A 12,079-nucleotide genomic window follows, 5' to 3' on the forward strand; every position below is an offset into this window, starting at 1 on the left:
TGGGCGGGCTCCCGTGCTAGAGAGTTTGGCTGTCCAGCCGATCCTGGCGATCGTTGAGTTCGCGGGCCACGAACTGATCCCGCGCGATCCGTCCGACGTAGTTGGAGTCCTGCAGGATGCCGCGCAGTTCGCGCAGGAAGGCGGCCCGCCGCTCGGCCAGGTCCGGGGCGGGGGCGATCAAGTCCTGGTCGTCGACAACCTGGCGCGCGGTGGCAAACAGCAGCGTCGACACCGATTCGCTGCTGCGGACCCGGGTCTGCGCCACATACTGCCGCCCGACGCCCAGCGCCAAGTCGGTCAATTCCTTGTGCCCGATGTCCGCCGGCGCGTCGCGCAGCACGTCGGCGACGATCTCGTAGGCCTCGAAGAACACCCGCAACATCGCGTCGGCCATCAGCGGGCGCTTGGCGAACAGCAGCGCGTCGATCTCCTCGCCTCCGGCGGCGACGTGGGCTTCCCAATTGTTGTGCCACGCCATCTCTTCGGCGATGTTGTCCCGGAAGGTCGCCGAGTCCGCGAAGTAGAAGTCGAACTTCAGCAGATCACGCAGCCGCATCGCCTGGGCCCAGAACGCCGCCATGCGGTCGCCCTCGGCGTGGCGGGCGTGCGCCAGCGCGAGCTCGACGATCGAGGTCTCCAGGAAAGCGTGGATCACCGAATTGCGGTAGAACGCCGCGGCGTGCTGCTCTTCGGGGGCGATCCGCCAGACCGGCTCGCGGCCGCCGTCGACCCGGGTGATGGGGTGTCCGTTGGACAGCGCGTCGACCGCCGCGCGCACACCGTCGTGCGAGCGCAGCCGCAGTGCGCTGGTCGACATCGGATTCTGTTTGCGTTCCAGGTAGTCCAGCGAGTCCTGCAGCGTGTGGTGCAGCTGGCCCAGCGTCAGCGCCGCGCCGCGCGTGGTCAGCAGCAAGGCGCACACCAGGCCGGTCGCCGTCACCGGCGTCGCCTGCAGTATCCGCCATGCGACTTCGAACGACATCTTCTGCAGCGCAAGCCGTTTGGCGTCCGGGTCTTGTGCCAGCGGACCGTGCGGGGCGCCGAGGTACTGGCGCATCGACACGGCGTCGGGGAACCGGACGTAGATCTTGCCGTAGTTGCGCTCGCCCTGCGCCCGGATGAAGTTGTACAACCAGCCGACGCCCTCGGGGGTCTTCTCCCCGCCGCGGGCATAGGCGGCGTACTCGGCGGTCTCGTGCAGCTGGTCGAAGCTGATCGAAACCGGTTGCAGCAGAATGTCTTCGCTGCGGCCGTCCAGGTACGCGTCGGCGACGTAGGCCAGCAGACCGAGCTTGGGCGGCAGCATCTTTCCGGTGCGCGAGCGGGTGCCCTCGATAGACCAGCTCAGGTTGAACCGCTTTTCGACGATGTAGCCGACGTATTCGCGCAGCACGTACTTGTAGAGCTGGTCGTTGCCGATGTTGCGGCGGATGAAGATCACGCCGGAACGCCGTAGCAGCGGGCCCATCGCCCCGAACGACAGGTTGATCCCGGCGAAGACGTGCACCGGCGGCAACCGGTTCTCCTGCATCGCCACCGGCACCACCGCGCCGTCGATGTAGGACCGGTGGGAGAACAACAGCACCGCCGGGTGGGCTTCCAGACCGGTGCGCATGGCGGCGACCTGATACCCGTCGTAGTCGATCTCGGGATCGAACCCGCGGCTGATCATCCTGCCGAGCACCGAGACCAAGTCGACCGACGCCCTGCTCCACCCGGTAGCGAGTTCGTCGAGCATCTTTCCGGCCTCGTCGAGGGTGGCGCCCGGGACCTTGGCGAGACCGGCGCGAAATCGGCTGGATGCCAATATTTCCGGCTTCACCAGCCGCGGCGACTTGTACTGCGGGCCGAGGATTCGGTACTCGACGCGTTCCATCGCCAAGATGGCGCGGCGGATCACGAATTGGGCGAAGTCGCTCTTGTCGTCGCCGACGGTGGTGTCGCGCCATTGCCGGCGGAGTTCGGAGACCGTGGCCGATTCTCCGGCCACTACCCGCGCCCGCTGCGGGGCGCCGCGCAGGATCTGGGCTTGCAGGCGTTGGTTGGGGTGATAGGGATCCCGGCCGGGCAGCAGCCCGGCAAGCCTTGCGAGCCGCCCGCGGTCGGGCGGGGGCAGCCAGAACACCCGCACCGGGACGATGGAGCGGCCTTCTCCCGACTCGAGTTGCTCGGCCAAGGATGTCATTGCGTCCGGCGGCGCATCGAGGGCGGGCAGTGTGACCAGGTCGAATTTCGCGCCCGGGTGGTCGGCGCGCTGTTGATTCAGCCACGTCGTGATCAGTTCCATCTCGACCGACGAGGCCATCGACGCCAATACCAGCGAGTCGGTTCCGGCGAGGATGGCGCTGGTATCTGCGGCGGGTTCGGTCACGGATGCCCTCGGGGCGGCGATTCCGGTGATTCGGCGCCGACTGTTCCGTCCGCGGCGGGCTGTTGTACCTCACCCTGTTTGAGGGCTACCTCGGATTCGTTCGGATTCGACTTGGGCGCAGCCTTTTTCGCGCGAGGTTTGCTCGCCGCTTTGGCCGGAGCCTTTTTCGACGCGGCCTTCTTGGCGGTGGTTTTGGTGCTCCGTCCGCGGGCTTTGGCGGCTGCCTTTTTTTCGGCGTAGAGGTCGACCTGCGGCAGTTCGTCGACGGGCCAGTGGGCGAGCGTGTCCAGGTACAGCTGGCGCACCTCGGCGATGCGCTCGTCCAGCGTGTCAAGTGTCCAGTGCTGCACGGAGATCGGAGGGAAGACCGCGACGTCGACAGTGCCCGGGTTGATGACGGTCGAGTTCCTGGCGGCGACGAGTTCGGCGTTGCGGATCACGATCGGGACGATCGGGATGCCCGCGGCCATCGCGAGGCGGAACGGCCCTTTTTTGAAGGGGCCGACCTCGGTGGTGTCCAGCCGGGTGCCTTCGGGAGCCATCACTATGGAAAGCCCGTTCTTGGCTCTTTCTTCGACCGTGCGCATGGTCTCCAGCGCTGCGGCCGAATCGTCACGGTCGATGAACACTCCGTCCAACGCCTTGCCGAGCAGGGCCATGATCGGGTTCTTCTGTAATTCCTTTTTGGCCACGGCAACCCAGTTGTCGTTCACCAACGCGCCGGCGATGACGGGGTCAACCTGGTTGCGGTGGTTGTAGATAAAGACGGCCGGGCGTTGCGCGGTCAGATTCTCTTTCCCGACGACATTGAGATGTACTCCGGTGGTCGCGAGCACGGTTTGGGAAAACACGGAGGTGAAGAAATTGGCGCCCCGCCGCCGGCTGCCGGTCAGCACTCCCATCGCCACTGCGCCGGCGCCGACGGGGACAATCGAGCCGAGTCCGGCAAGCGTGCGCACCTGCCGCCGCAGCCCCACCGGGCCCCGGCTGCTGAATCGCAGGATCGGCCAGCCGCGGCGTTTGGCCACCGCGGCCATCTTGCCTTCGGGATTCGTCGGCCGCGGATTGCCGACCAGGTACATCAGGGCGACGTCCTCGTCACCGTCGGCGTAGAAGTAGCTGTCCTTGAGGTCGATGTCGTGCTCGGCGGCAAAGCGTTGCACCGCAGCGGCTTTGCCCGGACCCCACAGGATCGGCTTCTCGACGCCACCGGTGAGCATGCCGTCTTCGTTGGTCTCGAATTTGTTGGTGAGCGTGTTGGGGATCCCGAGGAAGCGTGCGACCGGGTTGACCTGGATGGTCAGCGCCGACGAGCTGAGCACCACGGTGTGCCCGCGGGCCATGTGTGCGCGCACCAGCTCGCGCATCTCCGGGTAGATGCGCGACTCGATCCGCTGGACGAACATCCGCTCGCCGATCTCGTCCAGGTCGTCCAGCAGCCGCCCGGTCAGCGCGGCGGCCGCCTTTCCGATGAGGGCCTCGAATTCGATGCGCCCCAGGGTGTGACTCAGACCGGCCTGGACCATGCCGAGCAGCTCCCCCACGCCCATGTCGCGGCGCAGCAGCCGCTCCTGGGTCAGGATGACCGCGGTGAACCCGGCGACCAGGGTGCCGTCCAGGTCGAAAAACGCGCCGATCTTCGCCCCGGCGGGGCTGGCCATGATCTCGGCCACCGAGCCGGGCAGCCGCATGTCCGCCCCGCCGTCGGCCCGCTCTTCGGCGGCGCTCATGAGCTCGCCGCCGATCGCGACGACACGGCCGGCTCGGCGAACGAGGCGGGCACCGCGCGTGGCGGCGGATCGCCTGCCAGCGCCAGGATTTCGTCGAAACCGTCCAGCAGGCACTGGGCGAACAGCGCGTCGTTGCGCACCGAGGCCCTGTCGTAGCGCACCGTGATGGTGCACCAGCCGCCACGCGAGATCAGCACGACCATCATCGCCACGCCGGGAAGCGGGCCGATGCCGTACTGCCGCAACACTTTTGCGCCGGCGAGGTAGGTGTCTCCCGGGAAGACCGGAAGGTTGCTGGCCTGGACGTCCGAGCCGATCACCGAGCCGGTGAGTCCTTCCAGCACCGCGGTGGGCAAGACGCTGAGCACCGGGGCAAAAGAACCGATGATGTTCATCGCCGGCTCGTCGCGGCGTTGGGTCATCTGCGCGCGGATCTTCTTCATGCGGGAGACCGGGTCGGCGGTACCGATCGGCGCGGCGAGGTTGACGCCGGTGAACCGGTTGCCGCCGGCGTTGTCCGCTTCGGCCCGAAGGTTGACCGGCACCGCCATCGGCAGCGTGCTGATCGGCACGCCGAACGCCTCGTGGTAGCGGCGCAACGCTCCACACAGCCCGGCGAGGTAGGCGTCGTTGATCGACCCGCCGCCGGCTTTCGCGGCCCTGTGCAGGTCGGAGAGCGGGATATCGATCGCCTCGGTGCGGGTGGTCAGGCTGCGCCGGCGCAGCAGCGGCGACGGCTCGGCGGCCCGGTTGAGCACCCGCATCCCCGACATGGCGTACCCGACGATCCCCGAAACGGTGGCCGTCGGTTCAAGCACCGCCCGCCCCGCCGCCGACACCGCCCCGGACAGCGCACCCAGGACACCGCCGACCACCGCGACGGGCAGATGGTTAAGGCCTTGGCGCATCAGGTCATTCGACGACAGGTCCTGAGGGATGGGCAGCGGCAGCGTCGGCTTGGCGGGCGGTTCGCGCTCGAGGTCATAGATCTCGGCGAACATCTGGACCCCGCCGACACCGTCGGTGACGGCGTGGCTCACATGCAGCAGGGTCGCCGCTTTCCCGTCGGCCAAACCCTCGACCAGGGTGGCCGTCCACAGCGGCCGGGAGATGTCCATCGGTGACTGCAGGATGACCTCGGCGAGGTCGAAGACGTCGCGCAGCGTGCCGGGTTCGGACACACGCACCCGTCGGACATGGAAATCCAGGTTGAAATCGGGATCGACCACCCAGCGCGGCGCGGCCGTCGGCAGCGTCGGCACGACCACCTTTTGCCGGAGCCGCAGCACCCGTCGGGAAGCGTTTTCGAACCGGGCCCGGAACTGCTGCCAGTCCGGTGTCGTGTCCAACAACTCCAGCGCCATGATCCCCGACCGGGTGCGGGGATTCGCCTCGCCCCGATGCATCAGGTAGTCGACCGGCCCAAGCTCGTCGGACAATCTGATCGCCTCGACGGACTCAGTCATGGTCATCAACTCGACGAACCAACCTTGTCACCGTCGATCACGCCTCCCGCCTTGGCCCCGCGAACCCTGATGGTCACCACAACGCTAGCCGGGTTACCCCGCTGGTGAAAGGAGCGGCGAGGAGTGGAGCGCGCGCTCAGCGGGCGCTCAACTGGCGCTCAACTGGCGGTAGTGGCCGACAGCGGCAGCGAATCCAGGACCGCGCTGACGCGCCGCCCGTAGACGACACCCAGGAAATCGGCGACGGCGTCGGCCGCCAGCCGCGACCGAACCGTCGGGGTGATGTCGAAAGCGTGATGCGCGTTGGCGAGTTCGGCGTGACCCACCGTGGGGGCGCCGGCCGCGCGCAGCGCCGCGCAGAAGGCGCGGGCCTGGCCACTCGGAACCAGCTCGTCTTTCTCGCCGTGCAGCACGAAGAACGGCGGAGCCTCGGCATGCACATAGGAAATGGGCGACGCCGCGGTGAACCGCTCCGGCGCGTCGGCGTAGCGGGCCTTCACCACGAACTGCTCCAGGAACGGCAGCATCAGTTCGTGCATGTTCTCGAAGTCGGTGAAGTCGTAGACGCCGTAATAGGGGGCGACCGCCTGGACGCCTGTGTCGGCTTCTTCGAAACCGGGCTGAAAGTCGGGATCGTTCGGGGTGAGTGCCGCCAGCGAGGCCAGGTGCCCGCCCGCGGAGCCGCCGGTGATCGCGATGAAGTCGGGGTCGCCGCCGTAGTCGGCGATGTTCTCCCGGACCCACGCGATCGCGCGCTTGACGTCAATGAGGTGCGCGGGGAAGGCGCTGCGCGGGCTCTTGCTGTAGTCGATCGACACGCAGATCCAGCCGAGCTGGACCATGCGGCTCATCAGCGTGTAGGCCTGCGGGCGTCTGCCGTTCAGCGCCCACGCACCGCCCGGCACCTGGATGAGCACCGGCGCCCGGCATCCCGGCGCCAGGTCGTCGCGCCGCCAGATATCGAGGAGGTTGTCGCGGCCGCGGGGGCCGTAAGAAATGTCGGAAGTCTGTGCGGCATACCGACGGTGCGGCCCGGGCCTGCCCAGCAGGCCACCGCGCGGGGCGCACACGGTACCCACGGTGGTCGGGTGACACACCTGCTCACGGAAGTCGGGGCCGAAGGATTCCTCGAGCGCGGTGGTGAGGGTTTGATCGGCGCGCTGGGCGGCCCACGTCTTGCCGACCCGGCCGATCGAGGGATGAGCGACCCGTGACAGCGCGTGACCGGTGACGACGTGCGGCGGGAACTCCGTGGACAGCCAGCCGGCGAATAAGCCCAGGGCGAGCGGGCCGCCGCGCAGCAACAGGCTGCCGGCCTGATAGGCGACCCTGGCGTCGGCCGCCAGGCGTGATGCCTGGTCGCCAGCCCACGAACAGCGCGAAGTCAGGTTACTGGCCACGCTCATGACAACGTCACCCCTCGACGTTAGGCACACGCCTCGCTGCGGTTAACGGCCGATTGCCGGCCGATGTTGTACGTGTGTCGAGGTCCATCACGATAACCGATAAACGCGGCGCGGGAAGGCTTTTCGTGCGCGTGGCGGCGGGGAATCGGGCCGGCGGGCGCGGTTGGATAGACTGACCTGCGCATTGCCTCCGTAGCTCAGGTGGATAGAGCAAGGGCCTTCTAATCCCTAGGTCGCAGGTTCGAATCCTGCCGGGGGCGCAGCCAGAGGCAGAATCCGCGGGCGGCGCAGCAATCGCGCTATGACACCGGCATCCGATGGGGCGTTCCCGCCGCTACAGCGCGCTGGCGATCAGCAGCCGACCGGACCGCCACCCGCCGGGCAGGTGGGTATGTCAATAGGTATGCAACTCACCGACGTCGTTGAGACGGCGAACGCGAGCGCCAGCGCAAACAGGACCTTTTTCCCCCTGGTCATAACCACAGAGCGTAAGCCCGGCCAACGTCTCCCGCGGCGGTCCGCGGAAAAAAACCCTCCGGCAGGCGACCGATGGTGGCGCTCGTTCGGCGTTGACGGAACACAGGTCGCGAGACCAGCGAGGATGACCGAAACCCATTGCACCGATTGCCTTATTGCGGCTATCGCGCCGCGACAAACTGCCAGACCCCTTCCGATTTCCGGTCGGCGCTGAATTGCACGACATCGCCGAGCCTGTCGCGTCACGCGCCGTTGTGGCGGAGACCAGCGTCAGGCGCAGGAATCCGAGCCGCCGATCGTTCGTCTTTTGGTCCGTCGCGTCCCGCATGGGTTGCTCCTAGGGTCGGTGCCGAATGGGCGCTCTCGCGAGCTGAGAAGAGGTTGCGGAGGCGGCCTTGGCGGAATCTCAATGAATCCTTGCCCGCGGGCTTCGGCCGGCCCGCTCGGCGGGTGGCGGCCGACGGCTTGAGGCCGTGCGGTCAAGCGCCGCGAAATGGCGCAGCAACGCAGGTCACGGCATTGTTTGCGCATGAAATCAGCGGGCACAAAGCGCACTCATAGAACCGGCGGTAATGGCTATTCGGCCGGTCCACATACCGTGGGCCGGCCGGAAGTAGTCAAAGTGACTATCCAAAGTTTGCGGATTCAGTATTCTGGGAACAGCGTGTCACGACGAGCAGTTGACGTCCTCGGGGAGATCATTAGTTAGGGCGTCTTCTCTTCGAGGGGTTGGCGATATATGGCGTCAAATGACTGGCAGCCGGTAGTCCGTGTCGGCGAGCCGAGGTTCATTGCCGGCGTGGGTAGTCGAATCAAAGTCGAAGTCAAGACGAGGGGCTGGCTGAGCCGAGACTGGCGATGTTACTTCGGATCTCAGGTATCGCAGCACCAACTCGACGCGCGGTATTCCGCCTATCCGTGCTGGGACGAAGTCCAGCGGATCGAGGGCTCCTGCTCGGAACATGACGCGGAGCGCTACATCGAAATGATCGATGCTGCAATCCATTACGCCAACATCAAGTTGCGCAGCACAGCCCTGCCGAGGGCCATTCTGCAGGGAGCGGGCTTGGATCAGCGGGGGTGCGCGGTGCGTGAGCGTCAGGCCGAACTCGATGAGCTAGCTAAGAAGTTGGCGAAACCGGAGTCCTAGTTTTCCGGAAGCCCACCCGCGTCCGGGACGAGCCGCTGACGGCCCCCGTCCCGATCTGCGCGAAGGCTGACGAACCGCGCGTTTGCGCAGGTCTTTCCGCAGACGAGACCAAGTGTCCCAAAAGTCGCACATAACGAATTGGTAAACACAGCATTAGTTGTAGATTCCGACTTCACTCGCGCACCCGGCAAAGATTGGCGTGTTTGCACCAGTTCGGGTGCAGGAACACCGGGCGGCGGTGAATGGCGTCCAGACCCGGCGATGTCTAATAAGCCGGCCGTCGACGTTTTTTTGGGGCTCCCCTTTCCCGCGTCCCCCGCTAATCGCGCTCACGCCGGCCGATCCGCACCCCAGGGCGCGAAGTACCCTTACCTCGCTCGTCGCGCCGCCGCCGAACGAACGGGGCGGCTCAGGCGGACCCGCTACCCAACCCTCAAGCCGAAGGTGCCCGATATGGCCCAGTCCGACCTTGTCCTGCTCGACGTCGACGACCGCGTCGCACTCATCACCGTCAACGATCCCGGCCGGCGCAACGCGGTCACCGCCGAGACGTCGGGGCTCCTGCGCGAGGCAGTCGAGCGGGCCGAAGCCGATCCCAATGTGCACGCCGTGGTGGTCACGGGAGCCGGCAAGGCATTTTGCGCCGGTGCCGACCTCAGTGCGCTGGGGGCTGCGGGGACGCAAGGGGCCGAGACCGGTCTGCAGCAGCTTTACGACGGCTTCATGGCCATCGGCAGTTGCCGTCTCCCCACCATCGCCGCAGTCAACGGCGCGGCGGTCGGGGCGGGTCTGAATCTGGCCCTGGCGGCCGACGTGCGCATCGCCGGACCCGCCGCCCTGTTCGATGCGCGGTTCCAGAAGCTGGGGCTTCACCCGGGCGGGGGCGCGACGTGGATGCTGCAGCGCGTGGTCGGCCCGCAGGTCGCCCGTGCGGCCCTGCTGTTCGGCATGCGCTTCGACGCTGAGGCCGCGGTGCGGCATGGCCTGGCACTCAGTGTCGCCGATGATCCGGTGGCCGCGGCGCTGGAACTGGCCGCCGGGCCGGCGGCGGCGCCGCGCGAGGTGGTGCTGGCGACCAAGGCGACTATGCGGGCTACCATCAGCCCGGGGTCGCTGGACCACGAGCAACACCAGCAGGCCATGCGCGCCGAGCTTGGGCCGCAGGCTCATTCCATCCAGTCACCAGAATTCGCGCAGAGATTGGCCGCGGCGCAACGCAAGTAGCCCGCCGCACGATGCGGTCACAAATCCAGCAGGGCGGTTTCCGGTGACTCGATCAGATCCCTTAACTCGCAGACGAATTGGGCGGCCTGCGCGCCGTCGGCGATGCGGTGATCGAACACACAGGTCAGCGACATCGACGGGCGCGCCACGATCTCGGCGTCGAGAGCCACCGGCCGCGGCCTGATCGCTCCCATCCCGAGGATGGCCGCTTCGGGATGGTTGATCACCGGCACGCCGTCGTCCACACCCAACGCACCGAAGTTCGACACGGTGAACGTCGAGCCCCTCAGTTCCCCCGGCGTCAGGGTGCCCGCACGTGCTGCGGCGATCAATTCTGCCGCGCGAGCTGCCAGTTCGCGCGTCGTCTTGGTGTGGGCGTCGGAGAGCACCGGGACAAGCAGCCCGCGCTCGGTGGCGGCGGCGATGCCCAGGTGTATCCGGTGGTCGACGCGCAACTGTGGACCTTCCGGCGAGTCGACCCAGGTCGAGTTCAGAATCTCGTTGTGGCGCAACGCGATGACCAGCAATCGCAGCGTCAGCACGAAGGGCGTTATCTTCTGGTCCGTCGTGCGGAGCCGTTCGGACAGCCGCACCAGCTCGGCGCAGTCCACCTCGACGGTGACCTTCGCGGCGGGAATCTCCTTGTGCGACAGCGCCATTTTCTCGGCCATCCGGGCCCGCACACCATGAACCGATCGGACGTCGGCGCCGTTCCCGGTCCCGCCGGCCGCCGCCAGCACGTCCTCGCGGGTGATGATGGCCCCGGCGCTGTGCGGTAACGAGGCCAGGTCGACCATCAATTGTTTGGCCAGCTTGCGTACCGGAGGGGCGGCCAGCGGACGACCGGATCGCCGGCTGCTGTCGACACCGGCATCGGCGCCATAGCCGACCAGTGTGGGCGGCGGCTCCATCTCGGCGGCCGGTAGGTCGCCGTTGCGCTGCGCCGTGTCGATCTGCACCAGCACCGCCCCCACCTTGAGCACATCGCCCTCAGCGCCGTTGATTTCGACGATCCGTCCGGCGTGCGGGCTGGGGATCTCCACCTCGGCCTTGGCGGTCTCCACCGTGCACAACACCTGGTTGAGCTCGACGTCGTCGCCCACCGCGACGTTCCACTGCGTCACCGTCACTTCTTCCAGTCCCTCGCCGAGGTCGGGGACCCGAAACGGCTTGATGCGTTGCCGAGCGGACGGGCCGGTCACGGCTGTTCCAAAGCGCGCTCGACGCAGTCCAGCAGCCGGTCGGGGCCGGGCAGCCACCACTTCTCCAACCGGGCCGGCGGGTAGGGGGTGTCAAACCCGCACGCGCGCAACACCGGCGCCTCCAGCTCGTAGAACATCTCCTCTTGAACGCGCGCAGCCAGCTCGGCTCCGAACCCCAGGCTGCGTGGCCCCTCGTGCATCACCACACAGCGCCCGGTCCGGTGGATCGACGCTGCGACGGTGTCGAAGTCCAGGGGTACCAGTGAGCGCAGGTCGATGACCTCCAGGTTCCAGCCGCGTTGGCGCTGGGCATCATCGGCGGCGGCGACCGCGGTGCCGACCAGGCTGCCGTAGGTCACGACGGTGACGTCGGTGCCCGGCCGGCGCACCATCGCTCGCCCGATCGGTGGTTCGGGCCGGGTGGCGTCGACCGGGCCGCGGCCCTGGTAGCGCCGCTTCGGCTCCAAAAACATGACCGGGTCCGGGCAGGCGATCGCGTGGCGCAGCAGCCAATACGCGTCGGCCGGGCTGGACGGCACCACCACCTTCAATCCGGCGGTGTGCGCCCAATAGGATTCGGTGGAATCCGAATGATGTTCTGCGGCACCGATTCCCCCGAACGACGGGATGCGCACGGTCACCGGCATATTGATCTCGCCGTGGGTGCGGGTGCGGTACTTCGCCAGGTGGCTGACCACTTGGTCGAACGCCGCATAGGAGAACCCGTCGAACTGAATCTCGGGCACGGGCACGAAGCCACGCAACGCCAGCCCGACCGCGATGCCGATGATGGCGGACTCCGCCAGTGGCGTGTCGAAGCAGCGGCTGTCGCCGAACGCCTCGGCCAGTCCCTCGGTGGCCCGGAACACCCCTCCCGCGGCGGAGACGTCCTCGCCGAACACCAGCACCCGATCGTCGGCGGCCATCGCGTCGTGCAGGGCGCGGTTGACCGCCTGCACCAGGGTCAACGACTGCACACCCAACGCCACGTTTTCCACTGCGGCGGCAAGTGTTTCGTCGTGGCCGGTCGGACGATCAGCGAGCTGAGTCATG

At 67.3% G+C, this 12,079-nt stretch carries 8 protein-coding genes and 1 tRNA gene; 3 read left to right on the top strand and 6 right to left on the bottom strand.

From position 1 onward, the window contains the following. Window positions 1–16 precede the first annotated feature (16 nt). From ACZ50Z_RS12450 to lipQ, 4 genes are all read right to left on the bottom strand, one after another. The gene (locus ACZ50Z_RS12450) at window positions 17–2,371 is read right to left on the bottom strand and encodes a glycerol-3-phosphate 1-O-acyltransferase (protein WP_464483825.1); all 2,355 of its coding nucleotides are present in this window, start codon (window positions 2,369–2,371) and stop codon (window positions 17–19) included. Continuing rightward, a complete protein-coding gene (locus tag ACZ50Z_RS12455; RefSeq protein WP_464483826.1) occupies window positions 2,368–4,101 on the bottom strand; it encodes an HAD-IB family hydrolase in 1,734 nt (577 codons plus the stop codon). Before ACZ50Z_RS12455 ends, ACZ50Z_RS12450 begins: the two co-directional genes overlap by 4 nt. Then, on the bottom strand, window positions 4,098–5,567 hold the full coding sequence (locus tag ACZ50Z_RS12460) for a WS/DGAT/MGAT family O-acyltransferase (protein WP_464483827.1): 1,470 nt from the start codon (window positions 5,565–5,567) through the stop codon (window positions 4,098–4,100). The genes ACZ50Z_RS12455 and ACZ50Z_RS12460 overlap by 4 nt, the downstream gene beginning before the upstream one ends. 158 nt (window positions 5,568–5,725) lie before the next feature. Further along, window positions 5,726–6,973: an esterase LipQ gene (gene lipQ / locus ACZ50Z_RS12465; protein WP_464483828.1), complete on the bottom strand. Its 1,248-nt coding sequence runs from the start codon at window positions 6,971–6,973 to the stop codon at window positions 5,726–5,728. A gap of 186 nt (window positions 6,974–7,159) precedes the next feature. Here lipQ and ACZ50Z_RS12470 point away from each other — a divergent pair. The 3 genes from ACZ50Z_RS12470 to ACZ50Z_RS12480 all read left to right on the top strand — a co-directional run bounded on the left by ACZ50Z_RS12470 (window position 7,160) and on the right by ACZ50Z_RS12480 (window position 9,824). Continuing rightward, a tRNA-Arg gene (locus ACZ50Z_RS12470) sits at window positions 7,160–7,233 on the top strand. A gap of 956 nt (window positions 7,234–8,189) precedes the next feature. After that, window positions 8,190–8,600 carry a hypothetical protein gene (locus ACZ50Z_RS12475; protein WP_464483829.1) on the top strand — a complete coding sequence of 137 codons (411 nt, stop codon included), beginning with the start codon at window positions 8,190–8,192 and terminating at the stop codon, window positions 8,598–8,600. A gap of 453 nt (window positions 8,601–9,053) precedes the next feature. Continuing rightward, window positions 9,054–9,824 carry an enoyl-CoA hydratase gene (locus ACZ50Z_RS12480; RefSeq protein ID WP_464483830.1) on the top strand — a complete coding sequence of 257 codons (771 nt, stop codon included), beginning with the start codon at window positions 9,054–9,056 and terminating at the stop codon, window positions 9,822–9,824. A gap of 17 nt (window positions 9,825–9,841) precedes the next feature. Here ACZ50Z_RS12480 and ACZ50Z_RS12485 read toward each other — a convergent pair whose 3' ends face one another. After that, window positions 9,842–11,026, bottom strand: a complete 1,185-nt coding sequence (locus ACZ50Z_RS12485; protein WP_464483831.1) for a dihydrolipoamide acetyltransferase family protein — start codon at window positions 11,024–11,026, stop codon at window positions 9,842–9,844. Beyond that, window positions 11,023–12,078, bottom strand: coding sequence for a 3-methyl-2-oxobutanoate dehydrogenase subunit beta (gene bkdB, locus ACZ50Z_RS12490; RefSeq protein ID WP_464483832.1), 1,056 nt, complete (start codon window positions 12,076–12,078; stop codon window positions 11,023–11,025). Before bkdB ends, ACZ50Z_RS12485 begins: the two co-directional genes overlap by 4 nt. Window position 12,079: the final 1 nt, after the last annotated feature.

This window comes from Mycobacterium sp. NTMscope_MAC_269, from assembly GCF_976985695.1.

Coding starts and splice junctions, on each gene's coding strand:
- ACZ50Z_RS12455 (WP_464483826.1), bottom strand. CDS start 4,101: ATGAGCGCCGCCGAAGAGCGGGCCGACGGCGGGGCGGACATGCGGCTG.
- ACZ50Z_RS12460 (WP_464483827.1), bottom strand. CDS start 5,567: ATGACTGAGTCCGTCGAGGCGATCAGATTGTCCGACGAGCTTGGGCCG.
- lipQ (WP_464483828.1), bottom strand. CDS start 6,973: ATGAGCGTGGCCAGTAACCTGACTTCGCGCTGTTCGTGGGCTGGCGAC.
- ACZ50Z_RS12475 (WP_464483829.1), top strand. CDS start 8,190: ATGGCGTCAAATGACTGGCAGCCGGTAGTCCGTGTCGGCGAGCCGAGG.
- ACZ50Z_RS12480 (WP_464483830.1), top strand. CDS start 9,054: ATGGCCCAGTCCGACCTTGTCCTGCTCGACGTCGACGACCGCGTCGCA.
- bkdB (WP_464483832.1), bottom strand. CDS start 12,078: ATGACTCAGCTCGCTGATCGTCCGACCGGCCACGACGAAACACTTGCC.